Origin of the sequence: Pseudocitrobacter cyperus, assembly GCF_039889165.1 — a bacterium.
GTDB lineage: Bacteria > Pseudomonadota > Gammaproteobacteria > Enterobacterales > Enterobacteriaceae > Pseudocitrobacter > Pseudocitrobacter cyperus.
Map to the genome: position 1 here is coordinate 1,640,512 of NZ_JAYMYY010000001.1, position 25,831 is coordinate 1,666,342.

The 25,831-nt window shown below is 54.2% G+C and carries 25 protein-coding genes; 5 read left to right on the plus strand and 20 right to left on the minus strand.

Going from position 1 to position 25,831, the window contains the following annotated elements:
- Positions 1-121 precede the first annotated feature (121 nt).
- The 6 genes from pgpA to nrdR form a co-directional block, all read right to left on the minus strand.
- Positions 122-625, minus strand: a complete 504-nt coding sequence (gene pgpA, locus VSR74_RS07980) for a phosphatidylglycerophosphatase A (protein ID WP_233503880.1) — start codon at positions 623-625, stop codon at positions 122-124.
- Positions 618-1,589 (minus strand): thiamine-phosphate kinase, encoded by a 972-nt coding sequence (thiL, locus tag VSR74_RS07985; RefSeq protein WP_347794164.1) that lies wholly within the window; start codon positions 1,587-1,589, stop codon positions 618-620. The genes pgpA and thiL overlap by 8 nt, the downstream gene beginning before the upstream one ends.
- 74 nt (positions 1,590-1,663) lie before the next feature.
- Entirely contained in the window at positions 1,664-2,083 is a 420-nt protein-coding gene (gene nusB / locus VSR74_RS07990) for a transcription antitermination factor NusB (protein ID WP_108474816.1), read from the minus strand.
- Between the two features lie 21 nt (positions 2,084-2,104).
- Positions 2,105-2,575 (minus strand): 6,7-dimethyl-8-ribityllumazine synthase, encoded by a 471-nt coding sequence (gene ribH / locus VSR74_RS07995; RefSeq protein ID WP_001021161.1) that lies wholly within the window; start codon positions 2,573-2,575, stop codon positions 2,105-2,107.
- 83 nt (positions 2,576-2,658) lie between these two features.
- On the minus strand, positions 2,659-3,762 hold the full coding sequence (gene ribD, locus VSR74_RS08000) for a bifunctional diaminohydroxyphosphoribosylaminopyrimidine deaminase/5-amino-6-(5-phosphoribosylamino)uracil reductase RibD (protein ID WP_347794165.1): 1,104 nt from the start codon (positions 3,760-3,762) through the stop codon (positions 2,659-2,661).
- A gap of 3 nt (positions 3,763-3,765) precedes the next feature.
- Positions 3,766-4,215, minus strand: a complete 450-nt coding sequence (gene nrdR / locus VSR74_RS08005; protein ID WP_015965607.1) for a transcriptional regulator NrdR — start codon at positions 4,213-4,215, stop codon at positions 3,766-3,768.
- A 153-nt stretch (positions 4,216-4,368) separates the two neighbouring features.
- Between nrdR and VSR74_RS08010 the strand changes: the two genes are divergently transcribed.
- On the plus strand, positions 4,369-4,911 hold the full coding sequence (locus VSR74_RS08010) for a SadB/YajI family lipoprotein (protein WP_347794166.1): 543 nt from the start codon (positions 4,369-4,371) through the stop codon (positions 4,909-4,911).
- Positions 4,912-5,210: 299 nt separating this feature from the next.
- The gene (locus VSR74_RS08015) at positions 5,211-6,065 is read left to right on the plus strand and encodes a nucleoside-specific channel-forming protein Tsx (RefSeq protein ID WP_347794167.1); all 855 of its coding nucleotides are present in this window, start codon (positions 5,211-5,213) and stop codon (positions 6,063-6,065) included.
- An 82-nt stretch (positions 6,066-6,147) separates the two neighbouring features.
- Here VSR74_RS08015 and yajD read toward each other — a convergent pair whose 3' ends face one another.
- The 7 genes from yajD to queA all read right to left on the minus strand — a co-directional run bounded on the left by yajD (position 6,148) and on the right by queA (position 13,552).
- Complete coding sequence (gene yajD, locus VSR74_RS08020) at positions 6,148-6,495, minus strand: HNH nuclease YajD (RefSeq protein ID WP_347794168.1); 348 nt, start codon at positions 6,493-6,495, stop codon at positions 6,148-6,150.
- A gap of 39 nt (positions 6,496-6,534) precedes the next feature.
- Positions 6,535-7,932 (minus strand): M24 family metallopeptidase, encoded by a 1,398-nt coding sequence (locus tag VSR74_RS08025; RefSeq protein ID WP_347794169.1) that lies wholly within the window; start codon positions 7,930-7,932, stop codon positions 6,535-6,537.
- Positions 7,933-8,039: 107 nt separating this feature from the next.
- A complete protein-coding gene (gene secF, locus VSR74_RS08030; RefSeq protein WP_347794170.1) occupies positions 8,040-9,011 on the minus strand; it encodes a protein translocase subunit SecF in 972 nt (323 codons plus the stop codon).
- A gap of 10 nt (positions 9,012-9,021) precedes the next feature.
- Positions 9,022-10,869: a protein translocase subunit SecD gene (gene secD, locus VSR74_RS08035; RefSeq protein ID WP_347794171.1), complete on the minus strand. Its 1,848-nt coding sequence runs from the start codon at positions 10,867-10,869 to the stop codon at positions 9,022-9,024.
- Between the two features lie 27 nt (positions 10,870-10,896).
- Complete coding sequence (gene yajC / locus VSR74_RS08040; RefSeq protein ID WP_347794172.1) at positions 10,897-11,229, minus strand: preprotein translocase subunit YajC; 333 nt, start codon at positions 11,227-11,229, stop codon at positions 10,897-10,899.
- A gap of 23 nt (positions 11,230-11,252) precedes the next feature.
- Positions 11,253-12,380 carry a tRNA guanosine(34) transglycosylase Tgt gene (gene tgt, locus VSR74_RS08045; protein ID WP_347794173.1) on the minus strand — a complete coding sequence of 376 codons (1,128 nt, stop codon included), beginning with the start codon at positions 12,378-12,380 and terminating at the stop codon, positions 11,253-11,255.
- Positions 12,381-12,487: 107 nt separating this feature from the next.
- Positions 12,488-13,552, minus strand: coding sequence for a tRNA preQ1(34) S-adenosylmethionine ribosyltransferase-isomerase QueA (gene queA, locus VSR74_RS08050; protein ID WP_347794174.1), 1,065 nt, complete (start codon positions 13,550-13,552; stop codon positions 12,488-12,490).
- A 94-nt stretch (positions 13,553-13,646) separates the two neighbouring features.
- Here queA and acpH point away from each other — a divergent pair, with 94 nt between their 5' ends.
- Together acpH and VSR74_RS08060 are read left to right on the plus strand one after the other, a co-directional pair.
- Positions 13,647-14,228: an ACP phosphodiesterase gene (gene acpH, locus VSR74_RS08055; protein WP_347794175.1), complete on the plus strand. Its 582-nt coding sequence runs from the start codon at positions 13,647-13,649 to the stop codon at positions 14,226-14,228.
- 140 nt (positions 14,229-14,368) lie between these two features.
- On the plus strand, positions 14,369-14,971 hold the full coding sequence (locus VSR74_RS08060; RefSeq protein WP_347794176.1) for a peroxiredoxin: 603 nt from the start codon (positions 14,369-14,371) through the stop codon (positions 14,969-14,971).
- Positions 14,972-15,044: 73 nt separating this feature from the next.
- Here the strand turns inward: VSR74_RS08060 and VSR74_RS08065 are convergent, their stop codons facing one another.
- The 3 genes from VSR74_RS08065 to VSR74_RS08075 are packed head-to-tail and all read right to left on the minus strand — an operon-like array spanning position 15,045 to position 18,176.
- Positions 15,045-16,913 (minus strand): amidohydrolase, encoded by a 1,869-nt coding sequence (locus tag VSR74_RS08065; protein WP_347794177.1) that lies wholly within the window; start codon positions 16,911-16,913, stop codon positions 15,045-15,047.
- Between the two features lie 20 nt (positions 16,914-16,933).
- Positions 16,934-17,476: an antibiotic biosynthesis monooxygenase gene (locus tag VSR74_RS08070; RefSeq protein ID WP_347794178.1), complete on the minus strand. Its 543-nt coding sequence runs from the start codon at positions 17,474-17,476 to the stop codon at positions 16,934-16,936.
- Positions 17,477-17,534: 58 nt separating this feature from the next.
- On the minus strand, positions 17,535-18,176 hold the full coding sequence (locus VSR74_RS08075; RefSeq protein ID WP_347794179.1) for a hydrolase: 642 nt from the start codon (positions 18,174-18,176) through the stop codon (positions 17,535-17,537).
- Positions 18,177-18,451: 275 nt separating this feature from the next.
- Here VSR74_RS08075 and VSR74_RS08080 point away from each other — a divergent pair, with 275 nt between their 5' ends.
- A complete protein-coding gene (locus VSR74_RS08080) occupies positions 18,452-19,354 on the plus strand; it encodes a LysR family transcriptional regulator (RefSeq protein ID WP_347794180.1) in 903 nt (300 codons plus the stop codon).
- 1 nt (position 19,355) lies between these two features.
- Here the strand turns inward: VSR74_RS08080 and malZ are convergent, their stop codons facing one another.
- The 4 genes from malZ to phoR all read right to left on the minus strand — a co-directional run bounded on the left by malZ (position 19,356) and on the right by phoR (position 25,830).
- Positions 19,356-21,173, minus strand: coding sequence for a maltodextrin glucosidase (gene malZ / locus VSR74_RS08085; RefSeq protein ID WP_347794181.1), 1,818 nt, complete (start codon positions 21,171-21,173; stop codon positions 19,356-19,358).
- 190 nt (positions 21,174-21,363) lie between these two features.
- Positions 21,364-22,719 (minus strand): proline-specific permease ProY, encoded by a 1,356-nt coding sequence (gene proY / locus VSR74_RS08090; protein WP_347794182.1) that lies wholly within the window; start codon positions 22,717-22,719, stop codon positions 21,364-21,366.
- 84 nt (positions 22,720-22,803) lie between these two features.
- Positions 22,804-24,123, minus strand: a complete 1,320-nt coding sequence (gene brnQ / locus VSR74_RS08095) for a branched-chain amino acid transporter carrier protein BrnQ (RefSeq protein ID WP_347794183.1) — start codon at positions 24,121-24,123, stop codon at positions 22,804-22,806.
- 411 nt (positions 24,124-24,534) lie between these two features.
- Entirely contained in the window at positions 24,535-25,830 is a 1,296-nt protein-coding gene (gene phoR / locus VSR74_RS08100) for a phosphate regulon sensor histidine kinase PhoR (RefSeq protein WP_347794184.1), read from the minus strand.
- Between the last annotated feature and the right edge of the window lies 1 nt (position 25,831).

The window sequence follows — 25,831 nt, forward strand, 5'->3', positions numbered from 1 at the left end:
CCTCACCCTACCCCTCTCCCACAGGGAGAGGGAACAGACCGCAGATTTATTCACGACCTGTTCAGATTTTCACCCTCTCCCTTCGGGAGAGGGCCGGGGTGAGGGCCCCCCCCACGCAACCCTAAATTATCCCAATCGGCCAATGATGCCCGATAAAATACAATATCCCCGCCGAAATCACCCCGGCGACAATGTCATCCACCATAATCCCCATGCCGCCGTGAACGTTGCGGTCGAACCAGCGAATCGGCCAGGGTTTCCACATATCGAGAATACGGAAAATCACAAACCCGGCGGCGACCCACTGCCAGTCCATCGTCGGCAGCGCCATCAACGTAATCCACATGCCGACGAACTCATCCCATACGATGCTGCCGTGGTCATGGACGCCCATGTCTTTTGCCGTCTGGTGACACAAATACACGCCGATACAGATGCTCAGCATCACCACCAGCGAATAGAGCTGCCACGGCAGGAAGGTCATCAGATACCAGAAGGGGATCGCAGCCAGCGAGCCCATTGTCCCCGGCACAATCGGGCTTAAGCCGCTACCGAAACCGACCGCCAGCAGATGCCAGGGGTTGCGTAAATTGAGACGGCTTTTCGCCACGTCTTTGCTAGCCAAAGTGATCGAATCCCTTATAGTCGAACGTCACGACGTCGCCGCCGCGTTGAAAATGCATTCCGTCTACGTCAGCGCTCATCTGGCCGATGCAGGTAAATGGCACACCGAGGTGCCCTAACGCCACGTCCAGCGCGCCACGGTTAAGTTCCGGTACGGTGAAGCACAGCTCGTAATCTTCTCCGCCCGAAAGCGCCCAGCACATCGCCTGTTCGACATCAACGTGGCGTTGCATCGCCTCAGAATAAGGGAGTGCATCAAGGTCGATTCGCGCGCCGCATTCGCTGGCTTTCAGAATATGACCGAGGTCGGAGACCAGCCCATCAGAGAGATCAATCGCCGAACTTGCCAGGTCACGCAACGCCTGCCCTTGTAACACGCGCGGCGTCGGGCGCAGGTGACGTTTAACCAGATACGCGTTATCCGCTTCATCGCCTACCGTCAGGCGGTTTTGTAAAATCGCCAGCCCGGCAGCGCTATCCCCCGGCGTACCGGTGACGTAAATCCAGTCACCCGGTTTGGCGCCCGAGCGCTTCAGCGCCCTGCCGACAGGGACGTAGCCGTGAATACCCAGCGTCATGGAAAGCGGACCCTTAGTGGTGTCGCCGCCAATCAACTGCATATCGTAGTAATCGAGTTGTTCAAACAAGCTATCACTGAACGCCTGAAGCCAGCTTTCATCCACCGACGGCAGCGCCAGCGCCAGGGTCAGCCATGCCGGGTCTGCGCCCATCGCCGCGAGATCGCTCACGTTTACCGCCAGCGCTTTATACGCCAGATCGGTAGGATCGATATCAGGGAGAAAGTGAATGCCGGACACTAGAGTGTCGGTACTGATTGCCAGTGTCTGTTTTTCGGGAATATTGAGCAACGCGCAGTCGTCGCCGATTCCGGTTTCAACATCAAAGCGGGCGCTTCTTACGCGGTCAAAATAACGGGCAATCAGGGAAAATTCGCCGCATGCCATACGTTATGCCTCTGCAGGAGAATAAAACAAGGCCGGGGAACGCGGTAAAAACCGCACTCGCACCGGCCTGCAGATTACTTTTTCTTGGGGCGGATTGCAGGAGCTGCTTTATCCAGTACGCCGTTGACAAACTTGTGGCTGTCTTCAGCGCCAAAGGTTTTCGCCAGTTCGATAGCTTCGTTGATGGCCACTTTATAAGGCACATCATCACGCTTAGAGAGTTCGAACAGGGCGATACGCAGCACCGCTTTTTCTACCTGACCCAGCTCATCAAGCAGACGAGACAGATAAGGTTTCATCAATCCATCGAGGTACGCGCTGTTAGTCGCCACCCCGGACAGCAGTTCACGGAAGTACATTACGTCTACATCTTTGACGTCCTGTTCCGCCAGGAACTGGTATTCAACATCGGCGATGTCGTTCTGGGACAACTGCCAGGAGTATAGTGCCTGAACGGCACACTCACGGGCGCGGCGACGAGCAGCAGGTTTCACGGAATTCCCCTTACAAAAAAATCAGGCCTTAATGGCTTTCAATACGTTGATCATTTCAAGCGCGGTCAGTGCAGCTTCTGCACCTTTGTTACCGGCTTTGGTGCCAGCGCGTTCGATGGCTTGTTCAATACTTTCAGTGGTGAGAACACCAAAGGCTACCGGGATTTCGCTGTCCTGAGCGACGTGCGCCAGGCCATTGCTTGCCCCGCCAGCGACATATTCGAAGTGTGCAGTACCGCCACGGATAACCGTACCCAGCGCAATCACCGCGTCGTATTTACCGGTTTTTGCCAGCGCGCCAGCCGCCAGTGGCAGTTCATAAGCGCCAGGCACCCAAACAACGGTAATGTTTTCATCTTTGACCTGACCGATGCGTTTCAGGGCGTCAATCGCACCTTCCAGCAGGCTGTCGTTGATAAAGTTGTTGAAACGCGCAATGGTGATGGCGACGCGAGCGTCCGGGGTAGCAACGTTAGCTTCAATAATGTTCATACTCTTCCTTTGGGTTCATTTGCCCCGCAGGGGGGCGGATTTTATCATAATATTCTGTGCGCTGCTTCCCTTTTCAGGAGGCATCACGCATTCGTCAAATGCAGGCAAATATCCGGGCCTACATGGCGTATCTCGTTGAATTTGAAATGGGGGGCGTCGGCCAGTTTCTCAAGCCCCGGCAGAACACATAATCCACGCGCGTCGCTGCCTAATAGTTTAGGTGCTACGTAAACAATAAGCTCGTCAACTAAACCGGCCTGAATCAGCGCGCCGGCAAGGTTCGGCCCGGCTTCCACCCAGATGCTGTTAATTTGCTGTTTGCCAAGCTGCATCATCAATAATACCAGGTCGACATGGCCATTGTGCTCCGGGAGCATGATAGATTTCACGCCCTCCGGCCAGTGACGCTCATCGCCATTCGTGCGGGCAAACCAGGTTTCGCCCGGCTGCCGGACGATGCGGTGCTCCGGCGTGACGCGGTTCTGGCTATCCACCACAATGCGCACTGGCTGGCGCAGATTTTCCTGCGGATAAAGCGCCTGGGCGTCGGCATTGAGTTCTTCCCAGCGCACGGTTAGCGCCGGGTCATCGGCCAGCACCGTGGCGCTGCTGGTAAGAATGGCATGGCTTTCAGCGCGCAGACGCTGCACGTCGCGGCGCGCCTGAGGAGAGGTTATCCACTGGCTTTCGCCGCTCGCCATCGCGGTGCGTCCGTCAAGCGATGCGCCAAGCTTAAGCTGAACATACGGGAAACCGGTGCGCATACGTTTCAGGAAACCTTTATTCAGCGCCTCCGCCTCACTCATCATCAGGCCGTGGCTGACGTCAATACCCGCCTGTTGCAGGCGATAAAGCCCGCGCCCGGCCACCTGCGGATTGGGATCCTGCATGGCGGCGACCACACGGGAAACGCCTGCAGCTATCAGCGCATCGCAGCACGGCGGCGTGCGCCCATGATGGCTACAGGGTTCAAGCGTCACGTACGCCGTCGCACCTTTGGCTTTCTCGCCCGCCATGCGCAGCGCATGCACTTCCGCATGGGGCTCACCCGCACGGTAGTGAAAACCTTCGCCAACGATTTCGCCCTGATTGACTATCACGCACCCTACGCGAGGGTTCGGGTGGGTGGTGAAACGACCGCGCGCCGCAAGTTTCAGCGCGCGCGCCATGTACAGTTCGTCCTGCATGATTTAGTCCTGTAGGCGGGCGATCTCTTCGCCGAACTCTTTGATATCTTCGAAACTACGATATACCGATGCGAAACGGATGTAGGCGACTTTATCGAGCTTTTTCAACTGCTCCATCACCAGATTGCCCAGCAGCTTGCTCGGCACTTCACGTTCTCCGGTGGCGCGCAGGTGTGATTTTATATGATTAATCGCCATTTCAACGTCATCGGCGCTGACCGGGCGCTTCTCCAGCGCTCGTAGCATGCCGCTACGCAGTTTGTCTTCATTGAACGGTTCGCGTACATCATTGCTTTTCACCACGCGGGGCATAACCAGTTCAGCCACTTCGAAGGTGGTGAAACGTTCGTTGCAAACCAGGCATTGCCGACGGCGGCGAACGGAAGAACCCTCGCCAACCAGACGAGAGTCGATCACTTTAGTATCTACGGCGAGACAGAATGGGCAGTGCATACATCGTCCTGACTATGAGGTGGTTACAGAGACCTATTTTACCCTGATATGGGCCGACAACAAAGGAAGAGCGTTTTTGAGACAATGGATCGATGCCAGAATCCCATTTGCGATCTACCATTACGCGATCCCGACCATAAGGAAACAGACATAATGACAAGACGTTACCTAAGAATTGCCGTACTGGGAAGCCTCTTTAGCCTGACTGCCTGCGCACAGCAAGCCGAGGTCAACCAGATGCATGAAAGCATCAGTACGCTGAATCAGGAGATGAATAAGCTGAACAAGGAGACGGTAAAAATCACCCAGCAGAACGCATTAAATGCGAAATCTGCCAGCGGGGTTTATATCATTCCAGGTTCCAACACGCCTGCCCTGCTGAAGAGTCAGATTGGTACGCTGCGCATGTCGTTACGCAACATCGCGCCAAATGCACAGGGCACCGCGGTAACGCTGCGTATTCAGGGCGAATCAAATGATGCGCTGCCTGCGTTTAGCGGTACCGTAGAGTACGGTCAGATTCAGGGAACGACGGACAGCTTCCAGGAAGTTAACGTACAGAATCAGTTGATCAATGCGCCGGCCAGCATTCTTGCGCCCAGCGATGTCGACATTCCGTTGCAGCTAAACGGTATCTCGCCGGATCAACTGGGCTTCGTGCGCATTCACGATATTCAGCCAGTCACTGCGCAATAAAGTCACTCATCTGCGCCAGCAGCCCCCTTGCGCTGGCGCCTGACATCTCGCTTACCCTCCCCCCAATTCATATTTTACCAATTTAAGATTGCCAATTGTTGCTATACCAGCGAGAATCGCCGCCGTTTAATCTACGCAAACGTGAACGCAATCGATTACGCATATGAAAAATGTGTGACCTGTAACTGATAATTGTGAGCAATGATTCTTATAATAGGCACGCAGAGATACGAAACATTTTGAAAAGCTTCGACGCTTACTTTCATTCCCGTTAGGGATTTTTTATCAGTGGCAAAATTATGAAAAAAACATTATTAGCAGCCAGTGCCTTCGTTGCACTCTCCGCGTCTTTCACTGCCGGTGCAGCAGAAAACGACAAACCGCAATATCTGTCCGACTGGTGGCATCAAAGCGTTAACGTAGTGGGTAGCTATCACACCCGCTTCGGGCCTACGCTTCGCAACGACACCTATCTGGAATATGAAGCCTTCGCTAAAAAAGATTGGTTCGATTTCTACGGTTACGTTGATGCGCCGCGTTTCTTTGGTGGCGACAGCAACTCCCGCGGTATCTGGAACCACGGTTCTCCGCTGTTTATGGAAATCGAGCCGCGTTTCTCTATCGATAAACTGACCAATACCGATCTGAGCTTTGGCCCGTTCAAAGAGTGGTACTTCGCTAACAACTATATCTACGATATGGGCCGTAACAGCGAAGGCCGCCAGAGCACCTGGTATATGGGTCTGGGTACCGATATCGATACCGGCCTGCCGATGGGGCTGTCTCTGAACGTCTATGCCAAATACCAGTGGCAGAACTATGGCGCATCCAACGAGAATGAGTGGGATGGCTACCGTTTCAAAATTAAATACTTCGTACCGATTACTGATCTGTGGGGCGGTAAGCTGAGCTACATCGGCTTCACCAACTTTGACTGGGGTTCAGACCTGGGCGACGACCAGTACCGTACCAGCAACTCCATCGCCTCCAGTCACATTCTGGCGCTGAATTACGATCACTGGCACTACTCTGTGGTTGCGCGTTACTTCCACAACGGTGGTCAGTGGAAAGATGGCGACGAGCCGGTATGGCAGGCTGAGCCGATTAAATCCAACGGCTTCGGCTGGTACTTCGTGGCAGGTTACAACTTCTGATTTAGCTGTTTGCCGGATGGCGGTACAGCCGCCATTCAGCCCAAAAAAAGCACCGAACGTTCTCCACGTCGGTGCTTTTTTCTTACTTCTTCTTGTCCATCATTGCCTTCAAATCGGCAAAGGGATTGTACTTCGCCTCGCCCACGTCTTTCTGCGCGTCTTCCCCGGCGATCACCGTCGAACCGTATTGATCCGCTTCAGTGTATTTTGAATGCTCGTGATCGTGGCAGAACAGACACAGCAACTCCCAGTTGCTGCCATCCTCCGGGTTATTAGTGTGGTCGTGATCCATGTGGTGAACCGTTAACTCACGCAGGTTCGAGTAAACAAACTCGCGCGAGCAACGCCCGCAGACCCACGGAAACAGTTTCAGGGCTTTTTCACGGTAGCCGTTTTCCAGCCGTGCGTAGTTTTTAGGGATGATAGCCATAATTACCTGGTCATAAAATTAAAGATTATTGTCAGTTTATCACTCTGTACACACCAACGCTCGCGTTGGGTCGAGTAGCCAGGGGCGCAGATATCCCACCGTATTCGAGAAAGGCAGTACCTCGTCCGGCAGGCCGATACCTAAATGCTCTTTGATGTAATGGCGACGCATTAACACGCGGTTCCACAATTCGGGATAAGCCTGTGCGAGTTCATCACGCAGCGCTTTATCCGCCAGCGCGACGGTGTCTTCAATACTCGCCCCGGCATAACCCGCACGGGAAGGGATAATATCAATCTGCAAGAGCATGCCGCTGCGCAGCGGTGCGGTAGAGTCCGGGCCAATCGGCGAGCACAGCCACTCTTCATCCGCCACCAGATGGCCGGGATTAAGATGCCAGTGATACTCCGCTTTCGGCAGTACCTGTTCAATCAGCGCATACATCTCGCCCCCCAACATGCCTGGGTGGATATGAGTAAGCCAGGTCACAACGGCGCGATAGTAAGGTTTCGCCACAACATCGAGATAATCCGCCACTTCAGGTGCCAGTTCGCGTTCATCTGCCACCACATACGCCGCGCGGCTGCTTAAGCCGCCTTTGTAGCTGGTGGTGAGCGAGAATTTATCGCCGCGCTGAATGCGTTTGTCACCCGGATAGAGATTGGCATACGCAAAGCGATCGCCCGTCGCAGCGATCATCACCACGTTATTCGGCTGCCCCTGGGCTGCCAGCAGCGCGCCTATTTGCTTTTCGGTTTTCCCTGGCGCGATTGCATTCAGGGCGTCAAGAATCGCCGTCGAGGCCAGGTTTGCGCCAAATTCATAGTGCGCCAGTTCATTGGCGTTATTGACCGTTCGCGCGCCATGCTCTGGCGAGATGAAAATACCGGTGGCGTTACACAGCGTGGCATCTGGCCCTGCCGCCTGACGGACAGCCTCAACGATAAAAGACGGGAGGTCGAACATCTTCCAGGACTCATCATGCGCACCTGTAAACAGTTTCCAACCCACCAGCCCAATCTGTTTTCCGGCAATAATTCCGGCGCTTTTCAGCACATCCGGCAGCGATTGTTGAGACTCCATTGGCTGGTTGGGCAGCGAAAACCACGGAGCGTGCACCACGCGGTTTTGCAGCCGTGCATGAGCGGCCAGTTTCAGGTTTTCATTACCGAGCACCAGCACGGCATCACCGTCGCTGTGCAATACCAGCAGCGCCTCTTCAAAGCGCGGAATAAACCCGGTGAGATACTCAAAATTGCCGCCGTGCTCCTTGTCGGCATAAATCACCAGCGTATCCAGCCCCCGGGATTGCATTCCGGCCAGGATTTTAGCTTTGCGCTCGTGCAGCGTGTCATCGCTCAGGGGGACGGAGGGAAGTTGATGCCAGACGGCGGGTTGCGGGACAGTTTGCAGATCAAGATTAAAAGTCACTGGCATTACTCCATGTCAAAAGCCATCCACGGAGAGTAACCAATATTGGCGAGGCTGTAATAAAAAAATCCCGGCCTTGCGACCGGGATTCCGATTCTGACGGGAAAGTCGTTTTACGGCAGAATTGACGGTTGATCCGCCCCTTCTTTTTCGACTTTCTGCTGCAGCATGTGCTCGCGCTTCATACCCAGTTTCAGCGCCAGTGCAGACGCAACGTAGATGGATGAAGCCGTACCGATAGAGACACCAATCAGCATGGTCAGTGAGAAGCCTTCCAGTACCGGCCCACCGAAGAGGTACAGCATCAGAATAACTACTAACGTCGTACCGGAGGTAATCAACGTACGGTGCAGCGTCTGGGTCAGTGACACGTTAAAGATTTCGTAAGGCGTCCCGCGACGAATTTTGCGGAAGTTTTCACGAATACGGTCAGAGACCACGATGCTGTCGTTCAGTGAGTAACCGATAACGGACATCAGCGACGCCACGATAGTCAGGTCAATCTCAATATGGAACAGCGACAGCACGCCCAGGGTGATAACCACGTCGTGCGCCAGCGCGATAACCACACCCGCAGCCAGTCTCCACTCAAAGCGGAAACCGACGTAAACGAGGATAGAAATCAGCGCCACAATCAGCGCCATCGCACCGGTTTGCGCAAGGTCAGCCCCCACGCTTGGCCCAACGAACTCGATACGTTTCACCGCCGCGTTCTGATCGGTAGATTCGTTAATCACCTTCAGAACCTGGCTACCCAGCACCTGGCCGCCATTTTCGCCTTCAGTCGGCGGCATGCGAACCATGATGTCGTGGCTGCTGCCAAAGTTCTGCAACTGCGGCTCTTCAAAGCCCGCCTTCTGCAGCGCTTCGCGCATCACATCAATTTCAGCCGGTTTTTCCAGCGTGATTTCGATAACCGTACCGCCGGTGAAATCGAGCCCCCAGTTAAAGCCGCGCACACCCATAATCACAATGGCGGCGACCAACAGCAGGCCAGAGATACCGAAAGCCCAGTAGTCCCAGCGCATAAAGTCCCAGACTTTACGGCCATGGTTCAATTGTTCAACACTATATTCCTGTGCCACAACGCACTCCTCAGATTGACAGCTTGTTGATGCGTTTGCCGCCATACAACAGGTTTACGATGGCACGCGTACCGACGATTGCGGTAAACATCGACGTCGCAACACCAATACCGGTGGTGATAGCGAAGCCTTTGATTGCCCCGGTGCCGACTGCATACAGGATCAGAACTTTAATCAGCGTGGTAATGTTCGCATCGAAGATGGAACTGAATGCCCCCGCATAACCTTCGTTAATCGCCTGCTGCACTGAACGCCCGTTGCTCAACTCTTCTTTGATACGTTCGTTGATCAGTACGTTGGCGTCGACTGCCACCGCAAGGGTTAGCACGATCCCCGCAATACCCGGCATACTCAGCGTAGCCCCCGGCAGCAGCGACATGATACCGACGATCAGTACCAGGTTCGCAATCAGCGCGCTGGTGGCGATCAGACCAAATTTCTTGTAGAAGAAAATCATGAACAGGATAGAAACTGCCAGACCCGCCAGACACGCTTCCAGGCCCTGTTTGATGTTCTGCATACCCAAAGTTGGGCCGATAGTACGTTCTTCAACAATCTGAATCGGCGCAATCAGCGCACCGGCACGCAGCAGCAGAGAGAGCTGACGCGCTTCGTTCGGGTTGTTGATACCGGTGATACGGAAGCTGTTACCCAGGCGAGACTGGATGTTGGCGATGTTAATCACCTCTTCCTGTTTCACCAGCACGGAACGGCCGTTGGCATCTTTCTTACCGCTGTCTTTGTACTCCACGAACAGGGTCGCCATCGGTTTACCGATGTTGTCCTTGGTGAAGTTAGACATGGTGTTACCACCTGCGCTATCCAGCGAGATGTTAACCTGCGGCTGGTTGTATTCGTCCTGGCTGGAAGTGGAGTCGGTGATATGGTCACCGGTCAGGATCACGCGTTTATACAGCACAACCGGCTGTCCTTCGCGAGTCTGTTTCACTTCGGAGTCGCCCGGAACGCGGCCAGAAGAGGCAGCGGACTGGTCAACGTTAGTATTCACCAGACGGAACTCCAGCGTCGCGGTCGCGCCCAGAATCTCTTTCGCACGCGCGGTGTCCTGAATACCCGGCAGTTCGACGACGATGCGGTCTGCACCCTGACGTTGTACTACAGGCTCAGCCACACCCAGTTGGTTAACACGGTTACGCAGGATGTTGATGTTCTGCTGTACCGCATATTCGCGCGCTTCGCTCAGGCGAGCATCCGTCATGACCGCGCGCAACTGGTTGTTGCCCTGATTAGTGATAACCAGGTCGCGGTGACGAGAGGCAAGCCAGGTATTGGCCTGATCGCGCGCCGCGCTATCGCGGAACTGGATAGTCAGACCATAGTTCTCTGACTTACGGATATTGGAATACGGGATATTTTTTTCGCGCAGATCGCTGCGCAGGCTGTCGATATTTTGTTCCTGCAGTTTGCCCAGCGCAGTGTCCATATCCACTTCCATCAGGAAGTGAACACCGCCACGCAGGTCAAGACCCAGTTTCATCGGCTCGGCTTTGATAGCCGCCAGCCAACGCGGGGTCGCAGGAGCAAGGTTCAGCGCCACGACGTATTTGTCACCCAGTACGCTCACCAGCGCTTCACGCGCGCGCAACTGGATGTCGGTGGAGTCGAAGCGCGCAAGAATAGCGCCCTCTTCCAGTGCCACAGACTTCGCGGTGATTTTTTCTTGTTGTAAAGTATTCTGGACCTGGATCAGCGTTTGCTCACTGGCGGCGACACCGCGCGCGCCAGTGATTTGAACAGCCGGATCCTCACCATACAGGTTGGGAAGTGCGTAAAGCAGGCCGACGATAATCACGACGACCAGCATGATGTACTTCCACAAAGGATAACGGTTTAACACGGCAGTTCCCTTTGGGAAAACAGTAAATTACAGCGCCTTCATCGTGCCTTTCGGCAGAACGGCAGCTACGAAGTCACGTTTGATAACCACTTCAGTGGTGTCGTTCAGCGCGATAGCAATGTAGCCAGTTTCCGCTACTTTGGTTACGCGACCGACCAGGCCACCGTTTGTCAGCACTTCATCGCCTTTAGCAATGGAGTTCATCAGGTTTTTGTGCTCTTTGGTACGTTTCTGCTGTGGGCGCAGGATCATGAAGTAGAAAATCAGACCAAACACCACCAGCATCAGAATCAGAGACATCGGGCTGCCCTGTGCTGCGCCACCCGGTGCTGCTATCGCATCAGAAATAAAAAAGCTCATTAAAATTCCCTCAATTATTAATATTAATCAACGTTCAAAGCTGGAACATCTCGCCCCTGACGTTGGTAAAAATCAGTTACGAAGCTCTCTAATTTACCCTCTTCGATAGCCTTGCGTAAACCAGCCATTAAACGCTGGTAATAGCGGAGGTTATGAATGGTGTTGAGACGTGCGCCCAATATTTCGTTGCAACGGTCTAAATGATGCAAGTACGCACGTGAATAATTGCGACACGTGTAGCAATCACACTCAGCGTCGAGTGGGCTGGTATCGCTCTTATGCTTCGCATTTCTGATTTTCACCACGCCATCGGTCACGAAAAGGTGACCATTGCGCGCGTTACGCGTTGGCATAACACAGTCAAACATATCGATACCGCGACGAACACCTTCAACCAGATCCTCTGGTTTACCGACACCCATCAGGTAACGCGGTTTATCCGCAGGGATCTGCGGGCAGACGTGCTCCAGGATACGGTGCATATCTGCTTTCGGTTCACCCACAGCCAAACCGCCGACAGCGTAGCCATCAAAACCTATCTCTACCAGACCTTTAACAGAGATATCTCGTAAATCTTCGTAAACGCTGCCCTGAATGATGCCAAAAAGCGCATTTTTGTTGCCCAGGCCGTCAAAACGCTCACGGCTACGCTTCGCCCAACGCAGTGACATCTCCATCGAACGTTTCGCATAATCCCAGTCTGCAGGATACGGGGTGCATTCATCGAAGATCATCACGATATCGGAGCCGAGATCGTACTGAATCTCCATCGATTTTTCCGGATCGAGGAAGATTGGATCGCCGTTGATCGGGTTACGGAAGTGTACGCCCTGTTCCGTAATCTTACGAATATCGCCCAGGCTGAAGACCTGGAAGCCGCCGGAATCGGTGAGAATTGGGCCTTTCCACTGCATAAAGTCGTGCAGGTCGCCGTGCAGCTTCATGATCTCCTGGCCGGGACGCAGCCACAGATGGAAAGTATTGCCAAGAATGATTTGTGCGCCGGTGGCTTCAACTTCTTCCGGCGTCATGCCTTTTACGGTGCCATAGGTACCGACGGGCATAAAAGCAGGCGTTTCCACTACGCCACGATCGAAGACCAGGCGGCCGCGGCGAGCGCGTCCGTCGGTGGTGTCCAGTTCAAATTTCACGCTATTCTCCTGCATCAGAGAGACAGTCTGATGGTTAATGTTGCGGAGTGAGGTTCACCCTCACCCCGGCCCTCACCCTGAGGGAGAGGGGGAAAAACACGCCCCAATCAGGGACGTTCGTTAATGGCCTGCGGATTGTACGTGATAAACATCGCATCACCGTAACTAAAAAAGCGATATTCCGCTTTTACCGCTTCGTGATAGGCATGCAGGGTGTTTTTATAACCCGCAAATGCGGAAACCAGCATAATCAACGTCGATTCCGGCAGGTGGAAGTTAGTCACCAGCGCATCAATCACTTTGTACTGATAACCCGGGTAGATAAAGATTTGCGTATCGCCGAAGAACGGTTCGATAAGGTCATTTTTCGCCGCCTGCGCTGCGCTTTCCAGCGAACGCACAGAGGTGGTACCGACCGCGATCACGCGATTGCCGCGCGCTTTCGCCGCCAGTACAGCGTCTACCACGTCCTGCGGAACTTCCGCATACTCAGAGTGCATGGTGTGCTCTTCAATGCTCTCAACGCGGACTGGCTGGAAGGTGCCTGCGCCTACGTGCAGCGTCACAAAGGCCATATCGATGCCTTTCTCACGCAGCTTCGCCAGCAGGGGTTCATCAAAGTGCAGGCCAGCAGTTGGCGCCGCGACAGCGCCCGGGCGGCTGCTGTAAACGGTTTGGTAAAGTTCGCGGTCGGCGTCTTCATCCGGGCGGTCGATATACGGCGGCAGCGGCATATGGCCGATGCTGTTGAGGATCTCCAGAACCGGGCGCTCATCGTTGAACTGCACTTCAAACAGTGCGTCGTGACGTGCGACCATGGTCGCATTAATGCTTTCGTCATCGCCCAACAGGAGCTCCGCACCCGGCTTCGGCGCTTTAGAGGCGCGAATATGTGCCAGAATACGATTATCATCGAGCATGCGCTCAACCAGCACTTCAATCTTGCCGCCGCTGGCTTTACGACCAAACAGTCGCGCCGGGATCACGCGGGTATTATTAAAGACCAGAAGATCGCCAGGGTTGAGCTTATCGAGCAGATCGGTGAAAGTACCGTGCGTCAGCGCGCCTGTCGGCCCGTCCAGCGACAGCAAGCGGCAACCGCTGCGCTCAGGCTGTGGATAGTGGGCAATCAGGGATTCAGGTAATTCAAAGGAAAAATCGGCAAGGCGCATGACTCTAAGACTCTGGACTTAATAATGAGGCGGGTAGTCTAGTGCCGGGGCGTTCTCCCTGCAACCCTATCCCCCTCTGGATAGATAATAATCGATGAATTTTTTAGCTCACCTGCATCTCGCGTACCTCGCCGACAGCTCGTTGTCCGGCAATCTGCTGGCCGATTTTGTGCGCGGCAACCCGGACAACAGCTATCCGGCGGATGTGGTCGACGGAATTTATATGCATCGGCGTATCGACGTACTGACTGATAATCTGCCCGAGGTAAAGGAAGCCCTTGAGTGGTTCCGCCCACAGACGCGGCGCGTCGCGCCTATTACGCTCGATGTAATGTGGGATCATTTCCTTTCGCGCCACTGGGCGCAGCTTTCGCCGCAGATGCCGCTGCCGGAGTTTGTCGAATACGCCCATGAGCAGGTGGCGCTGATTCTCCCCGACTCTCCGCCGCGCTTCGTGAATCTGAATGATTACCTTTGGTCAGAGCGCTGGCTGGAGCGCTACCGCGAAATGGAATTTATCCAGCGCGTACTCAACGGTATGGCCAGCAGACGGCCGAAACTGGATGCCCTGCGCGACTCCTGGCACGATTTAGACCAGCACTACGGGCAACTGGAAAAACAGTTCTGGCAATTTTATCCGCAGATGATGGCGCAGGCCAAAGCGCGCGAGCTTTAACCTGAGCCTGTCAATATTTCTGCTATTAATAGCCAAAACCTTAATCATCGATTGCCACAGCCTCTTTGAGCAATTGCTGTTCACTGTCTATACTGGCCGCGTTGCGTACTACTTACTTTTTAAAACTCAAAGGAGAACCCATGGTTCTGGTTACTCGTCAGGCGCCTGACTTTACCGCTGCGGCAGTGCTCGGTAACGGCGAAATCGTTGAAAACTTTAACTTCAAACAGCACACCAACGGCAAAGCCACCGTGCTGTTCTTCTGGCCAATGGACTTCACCTTTGTCTGCCCGTCTGAGCTGATCGCCTTCGACAAACGCTACGAAGAGTTCCAGAAACGCGGTGTGGAAGTGGTTGGCGTCTCCTTTGACTCCGAATTTGTTCACAACGCATGGCGTAACACCCCGGTCGACAAAGGCGGCATCGGTGCGGTGAAATACGCAATGGTTGCTGACATCAAACGCGAAATTCAGAAAGCCTACGGCATCGAACACCCGGACGCGGGCGTGGCGCTGCGCGGTTCTTTCCTGATCGACGCTAACGGTATCGTTCGTCACCAGGTTGTGAACGACCTGCCGCTGGGCCGTAACATCGACGAAATGCTGCGCATGGTTGACGCGCTGCAGTTCCACGAAGAGCACGGCGAAGTGTGCCCGGCGCAGTGGGAAAAAGGGAAAGAAGGTATGGCGGCGTCCCCGGACGGCGTTGCAAAATACCTGACTGAAAACGTCTCCAGCCTGTAATTGGCGGATGATTGAGAAAAGGCTCGCAATTGCGAGCCTTTTTGTTTTTAGTGCCTAAGTCGCAGGCACAATATCAGAACGCGAAGCAGGAACAGCCCAGTACGCCCCAGAATGCCTGTTCATCGGAAACCGGAATCGACGACTTACGCGCAATATCGTGCTGATGACCGTGTACGCCACAACTGCCGCAGCACTGGTGCATCTGTACGACCGCGCCCACTTTTGCCGCCGCAGGCGGTGCCGAGCGGTAGTGACCCGGAACTTTCACAACCGGCGACCAGTCCGGAACAACCGGGATTGCAGGCGGTGCCAGCGGCGTGAAGTGCCCCGCGGCATAAACCACTTTACCATCCACAATCGTCATCACGGATTCGATGCCTTTGATCTCTTCTTCCGGCACGCTGAAGTAGTCTTTCGACAGCACCACCAGATCGGCAAGCTGATCTTTCTCGATACGCCCTTTTTTGCCCTGCTCGCTGGAGAACCAGGCGCTGCCCGCCGTCCACAGTTCCAGCGCCACATCGCGCGGCAAACGGTTGTTATCGTCGTACATCGCCATGCCGCCGACCGTGCGGCCAGAGACCAGCCAGTAGAGCGCCGTCCACGGGTTGTAGCTCGCCACACGGGTGGCATCGGTACCTAAACCGACCGGCACTTCCGCTGCCAGCATTTTGGCAACCGGCGGCGTATGTTTCACGGCTTCTTTACCGTAGCGCTCAATGAAGTATTCGCCCTGGAAAGCCATACGGTGCTGTACCGCAATCCCGCCGCCCAGCGCTTTCACACGCTCAATATTACGCTCAGTGATGGTTTCTGCATGGTCAAAGAACCAGTGCAGGCCATTGAACGGAATATCACGGTTCACTTTCTCGAACACATCCAGCATGCGGCTGATCGATTCGTCATAGGTGGCGTGCAGGCGGAACGGCCAGCGGTGTTCAACCAGATGGCGAACCACACGCTCCAGCTCATCTTCCATCCCTTCCGGCAAGTCCGGGCGCGGCTGGAGGAAATCTTCGAAATCCGCCGCCGAGAAGACCAGCATTTCACCCGCGCCGTTAGCACGGTAGAAATCAGTACCCTGCCCCGGTTTAAGCATATCAGTCCAGCGCTCGAAATCTTCCAGTTCTTGTTTCGGACGCTGAGTAAAGAGGTTGTAGGCGATACGTATCGTCATCTGCTCTTTCGCATGCAGTTGTTCGATAATTTCGTAATCTTCCGGGTAGTTCTGGAAACCGCCGCCGGCGTCAATAGCGCTGGTAAGCCCCAGACGATTCAGCTCGCGCATAAACTGGCGAGTGGAGTTAACCAGCATTTCCAGCGGCAATTTAGGGCCTTTCGCCAGCGTCGAGTAGAGGATCATCGCATTGGGCTTCGCGATCAGCATCCCGGTTGGGTTGCCGTTGTTATCGCGCACGATTTCGCCACCTGCCGGGTTTGGCGTCTCTTTGGTGTAACCCACGGCTTTCAGCGCCGCACGGTTGAGCAAGGCGCGATCGTACAGATGCAGCACAAATACCGGGGTATCCGGTGCCGCTTCATTCAGCTCTTCAATCGTTGGCATCCGGCGTTCAGCGAACTGAAACTCGCTCCAGCCTCCGACCACGCGCACCCACTGGGGAGACGGTGTGCGATCGGCCTGATCTTTTAACATTCTCAACGCATCGGCAAGCGACGGAACTCCTTCCCAGCGCAGTTCAAGGTTGTAGTTCAGACCACCGCGGATCAGGTGCAGGTGCGAGTCGTTCAGGCCAGGGATCACCGTATGCCCTTTCAGATCGACAATCTGCGTACCTTCGCCCGCGTAGGACATAATTTGATCGTTGCTGCCTGTTGCCAGAATTTTACCGTTGGCAATTGCCACCGCTTCCGCCAGCGGCTGCTGGCTGACAAGCGTGTGAATACGACCCTGAGTCAGGATCAGTGTGGCTTTTTGTGACATGTCACTCTCCTCAAACCGGATCAGGCTTTTTTAAGCCATCCGGCGAATAGTCGGGTCACGATGGGCATCCAGAGCCAGACAACCAGCGCAACCACACAGGCATCGTTAATGAAATGAAGCAGCAAGGAGCCCTGCAGGGCGGGGAACATCGCGCCAGTTACCCACGGCACCAGGTTGGTGCTGGGAAAGATCACCAGCAGCGTGATGAGAAATTGTTTCCACTGTTTTGGCTGACGCACGTGCGGAGTCGGTGGCGTAAACCAGAACGCCGCTTCGGTACGGACTTCCGTGTGATCGCCTTCGGCCAACAACGGCGCGATTTCATCGACCAGTTGTTTGCGCGTTTCGGACTGCGTCCAGGCGTAGAGATGCTCCAGGGTATCGAAACGAATGATGATATTCCAGGCACCCTGCCCATCCGTTGGGCGGATGACGTTAGCGCCCAGATGGCCGGGATACTCTGCCGCGACGGGCATAATTTTGCCAAGCCAGGCTTCATACTGGCTCGCATCTTCCGGGCGCAGCGCATGCGTGATCACCAGCGTTACATGTTTTTGCGTCATGACGGTTTTCCTTGCTATCGCATTCAGACAGGGAGCGTATCGCTCCCTGTCATCGTCATTACGCTTTGCGTTCCGGCGCGCCGTGAACCAGGGTGTAAGCATAATCCACGCCCATACCATAGGCGCCGCTGTGCTCACGAACCAGATCCATCACCGCGTCATAGGTTTCTTTGCGTGACCAGTCGCGTTGGTACTCCAGCAGCACCTGCTGCCAGGTGACTGGTACCGCGCCTGCCTGAACCATACGATCGATGGAACGTTCGTGCGCGTCAACGGAAGTACCGCCAGAGGTATCGGTAACGACATAAACTTCAAAACCTTCTTCCAGCGCCATTAATGCCGGGAAGGTCAGACAAACCTCAGTCCACAGGGCAGAAATAATCAGTTTTTTACGTCCGGTGGCTTTTACTGCTTTGACGAAAGCTTCGTCTTCCCAGGAGTTCATAGAGGTACGTTCAATCGGTTTAATTTCCGGGTGAACGGCCAGCAGTTCCGGCCAGATATAACCACTAAAGCTTTTGGTTTCGACTGAGGTATAAATAGTCGGAACTTTAAAAATCTTACCGGCTTTTGCCAGTGCAACGGTGTTGTTTTTCAAGGTCTGGCGATCAATATTCGCCACGCCGAAGGACATTTGCGGCTGGTGGTCGATAAAAATCAGGGTGGAGTTAGATGGATTAATCAGTTCCCGAATAGACATAAAAACACCTTCTTAAGCAATAGGTTAAGTGGAAATCTAAGGTCTAAATGACGAGGTGGATACTGAATGAGTTTGCAGGTTGAGTATAGCGGGAAATTTTTAACGAGTTATTAAAGAAAATTTATGTTTTGGTTACGGTAAATATTGTGTCATAAAATGAATGGGTTATCAAAAATTAATACGCAACCTATTGATTTCAGAAAATTCATAACTGGCGTGAGCACCATAAATTTTGTTACAACAGGTAAGATTTTATTCGGGAAATAATTAACGTTATGCGTATTAATCTGGACGTTTTACAAATCCTTGACGCGATCGACCGACACGGAAGTTTTGCCGCAGCGGCAGAGTCGCTCTATAAAACCCCTGCCGCACTGAGTTATATGGTGCAAAAACTGGAAAGTGATCTTGATATAAAACTTCTCGACCGTTCAGGACACCGCGCCAAATTTACTGATACAGGAAGAATGATACTGGAAAAAGGTCGCGTACTGCTCAGCGCTGCGCGTGACCTGGAAAAGCAGGCTGTGCAGGTAGATTCTGGCTGGGAAAAGGAGCTTATCATCGCGCTGGACGACTCCTTTCCCTTTGCCGCTCTGCTGCCCATCATTGATAAATTCTATACGTTGAATCAGCAAACCCGGCTTAACTTCAGCCACCACACCCTGGCCGGGGCATGGGAGGAGCTGACGCACAACGGTGCGGATATTATTCTGGGAGCGATTAACGATCCCCCAACTTCCGCGGCCTGGTCATGGCAAATGCTTGGCATGCTCGACAATGCTTTTGTCGTCTCGCCTCAACATCCGCTGGCGGCAGAACCTGAGCCTATCACCGTCGAACAGATGATCAAGTATCGCGCCGTCGTGGTCAGCGATAGCGCGCGTCTGTGTCGCCCGCTCAGTTCCAATCTTATTGAAGAACAGGCACAAATTCGCGTTGATGATTTTCAGTCGAAGGTCACGCTGCTGTGCGCCGGGCTGGGATGCGGATTTTTGCCGCGCCATATCGCCCATCCGTGGATAGAAACGGGCGAACTGGTCGAAAAATCGGTGGTCTCCTGTCGACAAAAAGACGTGGCCTATATCGCCTGGCGCAACGGCCATGACGGGCTGGCGCAACAGTGGTGGCGGGAAGCGGTCATTAACCATAACCGGAGCACCCCGCTTTACCCCTGAGTTACTCGCCAGACCAGACCGTGGCTGACAATGCTGGCAGCGTGAGTACACCATCCTGATTTCCGCCGCTACCTTCCCTCTGGATGAGCGAACTAAAACTCAGTAGCGGCGTATCTTCCAGAACCACTTCACATGCCGCGCCGCGGTTGATAGCAATCACTACCCGCTCCCGTTTCAGTACACGGACAAAAATAACCACGTTATCTTCAGCGTACAGCACCTGACAGCCGCCGCGACGCAGCGCTTCGCTCTTTTTGCGCAGCTTCGCCATCCGCTGATAGAGCGCCAGCAACTCGCCATCCTGCTGGCTTTTATCCCACGGGAATGGTTTACGGCACAGCGGGTCATTCGCACCATCCACCCCCACTTCGTCTCCATAATAGATGCAGGGCGCGCCAGGCCAGGTAAACAGCCATACCACGCCCAGCCCCAGACGTCCGATATCTTTACCCAGCAGGGTTTTAAACCGCGCGGTATCGTGGCTGTCGAGCTGGTTAAACATTCGCAGTTGCTGCTGATGTGACAAGCCCGCACGGTAATCCTCCATCCAGGCCATACAGGTTTGCGCATCGATTTTTTGCGGATCGTAAGAGAGATCGGTATTCGCCAGGAACGCCCAAACCGGCAGCGTAAAACCGCGATAGTTCATCGCCGCGTCTTCCGCATCCGCCTGCAGCCACTGGCGCGCATCACCGAAATGCTCACCAAACACATAGGATTGAGAATTTGTTTCTTTTGCCGCCTGCGTGATCCCGGCAACGTGCTTCAGGTTATTACGCGCGCCGCCGCCCTCGCCGAGCATATGCACCACGTCCAGCCGCCAGCCGTCCATACTCCATGGCGATTTCAGCCAGTGGCGGACAATGCTCTCCTCGCCGCGATAAATCTCATTTACCAGTGACTCCGACTGATAATCAAGTTTCGGCAGGCTCGGATAGCCCAGCCAGTCCAGCGCCCGGCCTTCCGGCGAGAAGCTGTACCAGTCGCGCCACGGGGAATTGGCATGGTGACAAGCGCCGCTACTGCCATGATCCTGCCTGTCGAACCAGGCGTGAGTATCGCCGCTGTGGTTGAATACGCCGTCAAGGATCAGGCGCATACCTTCACGCAGGGTATTTTCGCGCAGACGTAGCAACGCCGCATTTCCGCCGAACTGAGGATCGACCTCACGATAATTTTCCGTGTCATATTTATGTACGCTCGGCGCGGTAAACACCGGGTTGAGGTAGAGACCGGTGACACCGAGTTTCTTCAGATAAGGCAGCTTCTCGCTGATGCCATCCAGATCGCCGCCGTAAAACGTTGAGCCGCCAGCCTCTGCATTCAGGGGGGCATCCCAGTCACGTAGCACAATGTCATGCCCGGCGGCGTGATGGTAATAAATCTTGTCCTGCTCCGGGGTGCGCGTTTCGCTACGGGCAAAACGATCCGGAAAGATCTGATAAAAAATCTGGTCAGCCACCCACTGCGGGCCGCTGTCGGGCAGATCGATAGCAAACAGTTCCAGTTTTGCAGGCGGAATGCGGCTAAACCCTTTTGGCGCAAACCACAACTGGCGGTCAGCCCATAGCAATTTGAATGCATAGCGCCGACGCGGTTGTCCACTATCGAGCGGGATCTCACCGCGCCAGGCTGTCACGCCCGGTACAGGTGGTTTGCTCAGGCGTTTCATCGACAACACACACTCTTCATTGTCGATTTCCACCCGCATCGTCACGCGCTGCGGCAGATCGTTTCCGCGTAGCCACAACGTCACCGACAGATGACCACTCTGCGACTTAATAAAGGGTGCGACAGGCAGATGCCAGGCATTCAACATCGTTAATTCCCCTCAGTTAAAAGTGAGCCCACCTTGCCATAAGCTTTTTGGCGTCTACTCCTCTTTTCGTACTTTTTAGGGGGCGGAGATTGGGGGCGTAAAAAAACCCGGTAACGGATGTTAACCGGGTTTTCAATCAGGCCTGTAAATCTTGTCCGCCAGGTGAGCGCAAAGCCACCCAACAGCCGTATTAGCCGCGGCTACGGCGAGATTTAATAACCCAGCCAATCAGCAGCAGTACAATCCACGCGAAGCCAACGTACAGAGAAATACGCGTGTCCGGGTGATAGCCGATCAAGCCGATGATGAAGACAAGGAAAATCAGACCAATAATTGTCGTCGTGACACCGCCCGGCACTTTAAATTTCAGCGCTTTCACCTCATCCGGCGACAGACGGCGGCGGAAGGCAACCTGCGAAAGCAGGATCATAATCCACACCCATACGGTAGCGAAGGTCGCCAGCGAAGCAATCACCAGGAAGACGTTTTCCGGCATGATGTAGTTGAGATAAACAGCAAACAGCAGCGCGATGGTCATCACCATCACCGTCACCCACGGAATACCGCGACGTGAGGTTTTGGCGAACACTTTCGGCGCACTCCCCTGCTCGGCCATGCCGTGCAGCATACGACCGACGCCAAAAACATCGCTGTTAATGGCGGAAAGCGAAGCGGTCAGCACCACAAAGTTAAGGATACTGGCGGCAAAAGTGATGCCCATATGCTGGAAGGTCAACACAAACGGGCTACCGTCGGTACCCACCTGGTTCCAGGGGTAGATAGACATAATGACAAACAGCGTCCCCACATAGAACACCAGAATACGCATCGGCACCGAGTTAATGGCGCGCGGAATGGATTTCTCCGGGTCTTTCGCTTCACCGGCGGTGATACCGATAATTTCGATCCCGCCATAGGCAAACATCACCATTTGCAGCGACATCACCATGCCGAGCCAGCCGTTACTGAAGAAACCGCCGTTGCTCCAGAGGTTATGGATCCCCGTCGGTTGCCCGCCGTTGCCAATCCCCCAGATAATGATGCCAAAACCTGCGGCAATCATGATGATAATGGTGGCAACTTTGAAGAAGGAGAACCAGAACTCCAGCTCACCAAAGACTTTTACGCTCATCAGGTTGATGGCGCAAATGATCATCACCACGCTGAGCACCCAGATCCAGTGCGGCACGTCGGGGAACCAGACGCCCATATAGATGCCAAATGCGGTCACGTCGGCGATAGCGACAATCAGAATTTCGAAGCAGTATGTCCAGCCGGTGATATAACCAGCGAGCGGGCCGAGGTTTTCCTGCGCATAGCGCGAGAAGGAACTGGCTGCCGGGTTGTGTACCGACATTTCGCCCAACGCGCGCATAATAATATATGCCGCCACGCCACCGATAATATAGGCCAGCAGTACGCTCGGCCCGGCCATCTTGATTGCGTCAGCAGAACCATAAAACAGCCCGGTACCAATTGCCGACCCTAGCGCCATGAAGCGAATATGCCGGGTACTTAGCCCGCGCTTCAGCTTATTGTTTTCCATCGTTTCCAATGCCATTTCTTACCAAAAAACAAAAAACCACGGGACGTGAGTCCCGTGGTTGAACAGTATGTTGTCGCGCGTGAATTAATGCGCGTTAGACGTCACCTGTCGGCCTGCCGCGCGATCCCAGATAATCGCCAGAACCACCATCACCACCGTCGGCAGCAGCCAGGCAAGACCCTGTTCCGCCATCGGCAGACGCGCCGTCCAGCCAGGCAACACATCAGCGAAGGCCGATGCTTTGATGCCGTCAAGGATACCAAACATCAGGCTAATAAACATCGCCGGGGCAATCACGCGGGTCGAATTATGCCACCAACCGCGGGTAAAGCTTAGTACAACCAGTGCGATACATGGCGGATAAATCAGCGTCAGCACCGGTATGGAGATCTGAATCAGGTGGCTCAGCCCCAGATTGGAGACCGCCATCGAGAAGATCCCCAGAATAAAGACCAGAGAACGATAAGAGAGAGGCAGATACTGTGCAAAGAACTCAGCACACGCACAGGTCAGGCCCACCGCCGTCACCAGACAGGCGATGAAGATCAGAGCTGCCAGCAGGAAACTGCCCGCGCCGCCAAAGGTGTGCTGTACATATGCATGCAGGATAGCCGCGCCATTCGCGCTTTTATCTACCAGCAGCGCGCTGTCTGAGCCCAGACGGAACAGTGCCAGATACAGCAGCGTCAGACCTACGCCCGCCATCAGACCCGCCCAAATGGTATAACGCGTCAACAGACGCGCTTCGGTTACGCCACGAGAACGCGCCGCGTTAACGATAACAATACCGAATACCATCGCGCCCAGGGTATCCATGGTCAGATAACCATTAACGAAACCGTTAGAGAATGGCGCGGTTTGATAAGCTTCCAGCGCATTGCTGATAGGGCCGGCAGGCCACATTACAGCGGCGATGGAGAGAACCAGCAGCGCCAGGATTTTCAACGGAGCCAGGAAATTGCCGACGGTATCCAGCAGTTTTCCCGGGTAGAGGGAAACCAGAATCACCAGCGCAAAATAGACCAGGCTGTAGATGAACAGCGGCATCGCGCCATCCCCGGTCAGGGGGGCAATACCGATTTCAAAAGAGACGGTTGCTGTACGCGGAGTGGCAAACAGCGGCCCTACGGCCAGATAGCAGACGGTCGCCAACAGGAGACCCGCCACTTTACCAATTGGCGTGCTGAGGCTATCAACGCCGCCGCCGACTTTTGCCAGCGCAACGACGGTCAACACAGGCAGACCAACCGCAGTAATTAAAAAGCCGATTGCCGCGATCCAGACATTCGGCCCCGCCTGCAAACCAACCATTGGAGGGAAAATGATGTTGCCTGCGCCAACAAACAGCGCAAAGGTCATAAAGCCCAGAGCGATGATATCGCGAGATTTTAACTGATGGGTCATAGGTAACTACTGCCTGTGGATGTGGTGTTGTACAAATAAAAACTTTTGCGCCCGCGCCTGTGGAATCTTTCAGAGGAAACAAGCAACAAACTCAGCGGGATATGCTCCCTTCGTAGCGTGAGGAAGAATAGTTTTTTGATTTGCTACGCAAACACAGTCATAACACGACTGTATAAGGCGCAATTTAAACGCTTATAACGTTTTAAAGCAATATGGGATCGCAAAACCAGACGATTATGCCAATACTAAATTCAAACCTGGCACGAATAACCAGATATAGGAAAAACACATGGCTGATCGTGCGAACAAAAAAACGTCAGTTGTTCATTAATTGTTCGCCAGATAATTGACTGCAAAGCAAACAGACCAGCCGAGGCTGGTCTGTGGCAACTCTTCATGACACCGTGCAAATTAATCATTCGCTTTGGCGATCAACCTTTCTGGCAACAGAAAACTGAAACGTGACCCTTTACCCAGCTCACTCTCGATTTCCAACCGGCTATCATGATGATTTAGCGCATGTTTCACTATCGCCAGCCCCAGGCCACTCCCACCGGTCTGACGCGAGCGCGCTTTATCAACGCGATAAAAACGCTCGGTTAAGCGGGGAATATGCTCTGGCGCAATACCCGGCCCAGTGTCCTCCACGCTGAACAGTACGCCATGGGGCGCACGTTGCCAGCGCACGGTGATGGACGTTCCTGCTGGCGTATGATTCACGGCGTTATAGACCAGGTTCGATACCGCACTGCGCAGTTGATCTTCATTGCCCAGCACTTTCAGGGTCTCATCGACCTCAAAGTGTAATTCATGATGCTGCTGGCTCAGGGTCTGCGCTTCACGCTCAGCTACCCGCAACATCATCGGCACATCCACCGTCTCATTGAGCGCCAGCGTCGGGGCAGCTTCTATTTTTGACAGGGTCAAAAGCTGTTTGACCAGCCCCTCCATACGCTGCGTTTGCTCACGCATGGTGTGCAAGGCTTTTTCCCGCGTAGCCCCTTCCAGTACCTTCTCCTGAAGCATCTCCAGATACCCCTGCAACACCGTCAGCGGTGTGCGCAATTCGTGGCTCACGTTGGCAAAGAAATTGCGTCGCGCGCCTTCCAGTTGGTGCATTTGTGTCACATCACGCGCGACCATCAACAACTGGCGATCCGTATAGGGCATGATACGAATTTCCAGATGACGCCCGTAATTAAGAACCAGATGCAGCGGTTTCAGGAAATCACGCTGCTTGAGATGCTGTGTAAATTCCGGATAGCGCAGCAGGTTAAGAATATTTTGCCCGCTATCGTCCGGCCAGCGCAGGCCAAGTAGTTGTTGTGCCAGGCCGTTACACCAGAAAATCGCCCCTTCTTCAGTGGTCAGCACCACCGCATCAGGTAGAGATTCCGCGCCGCTGCGAAAGCGTTTAATCAGATTCCCCAGTTCACGACGGCGTTTTTTATTCCGCAACTGCATCTGGTTGAGGCCATATAACAGCGGCTCCCAACTTCCGCGACCCGGCGGGGGCGTCATACTACGGTCAACCCATAGCCACCACGAAAGACGCAGAAGATTCCAGAAATGCCAAATCAACAACCCGGTCACGGCAACCAGCAGAAACCAGGGAAGATGGCCAAAGACCAGCCCAAGAAACAGGGCCGGGAGACAACAGAGGAAAAGCTCTAAGGCGAGTCTTTTCCATGACAGCCGTTCCAGCACG

Bases quoted from the DNA above. Each gene is read 5' to 3' on its own strand.
- queA (WP_347794174.1), bottom strand. From the start codon at position 13,552: ATGCGCCTTGCCGATTTTTCCTTTGAATTACCTGAATCCCTGATTGCC.
- ribD (WP_347794165.1), bottom strand. From the start codon at position 3,762: ATGCAGGACGAACTGTACATGGCGCGCGCGCTGAAACTTGCGGCGCGC.
- VSR74_RS08075 (WP_347794179.1), bottom strand. From the start codon at position 18,176: ATGTCTATTCGGGAACTGATTAATCCATCTAACTCCACCCTGATTTTT.
- ribH (WP_001021161.1), bottom strand. From the start codon at position 2,575: ATGAACATTATTGAAGCTAACGTTGCTACCCCGGACGCTCGCGTCGCC.
- VSR74_RS08060 (WP_347794176.1), top strand. From the start codon at position 14,369: ATGGTTCTGGTTACTCGTCAGGCGCCTGACTTTACCGCTGCGGCAGTG.
- yajD (WP_347794168.1), bottom strand. From the start codon at position 6,495: ATGGCTATCATCCCTAAAAACTACGCACGGCTGGAAAACGGCTACCGT.
- proY (WP_347794182.1), bottom strand. From the start codon at position 22,719: ATGGAAAACAATAAGCTGAAGCGCGGGCTAAGTACCCGGCATATTCGC.
- thiL (WP_347794164.1), bottom strand. From the start codon at position 1,589: ATGGCATGCGGCGAATTTTCCCTGATTGCCCGTTATTTTGACCGCGTA.
- VSR74_RS08025 (WP_347794169.1), bottom strand. From the start codon at position 7,932: ATGCCAGTGACTTTTAATCTTGATCTGCAAACTGTCCCGCAACCCGCC.
- VSR74_RS08065 (WP_347794177.1), bottom strand. From the start codon at position 16,913: ATGTCACAAAAAGCCACACTGATCCTGACTCAGGGTCGTATTCACACG.
- VSR74_RS08015 (WP_347794167.1), top strand. From the start codon at position 5,211: ATGAAAAAAACATTATTAGCAGCCAGTGCCTTCGTTGCACTCTCCGCG.
- VSR74_RS08080 (WP_347794180.1), top strand. From the start codon at position 18,452: ATGCGTATTAATCTGGACGTTTTACAAATCCTTGACGCGATCGACCGA.
- malZ (WP_347794181.1), bottom strand. From the start codon at position 21,173: ATGTTGAATGCCTGGCATCTGCCTGTCGCACCCTTTATTAAGTCGCAG.
- yajC (WP_347794172.1), bottom strand. From the start codon at position 11,229: ATGAGCTTTTTTATTTCTGATGCGATAGCAGCACCGGGTGGCGCAGCA.
- VSR74_RS08070 (WP_347794178.1), bottom strand. From the start codon at position 17,476: ATGACGCAAAAACATGTAACGCTGGTGATCACGCATGCGCTGCGCCCG.
- VSR74_RS08010 (WP_347794166.1), top strand. From the start codon at position 4,369: ATGACAAGACGTTACCTAAGAATTGCCGTACTGGGAAGCCTCTTTAGC.
- nrdR (WP_015965607.1), bottom strand. From the start codon at position 4,215: ATGCACTGCCCATTCTGTCTCGCCGTAGATACTAAAGTGATCGACTCT.
- brnQ (WP_347794183.1), bottom strand. From the start codon at position 24,123: ATGACCCATCAGTTAAAATCTCGCGATATCATCGCTCTGGGCTTTATG.
- acpH (WP_347794175.1), top strand. From the start codon at position 13,647: ATGAATTTTTTAGCTCACCTGCATCTCGCGTACCTCGCCGACAGCTCG.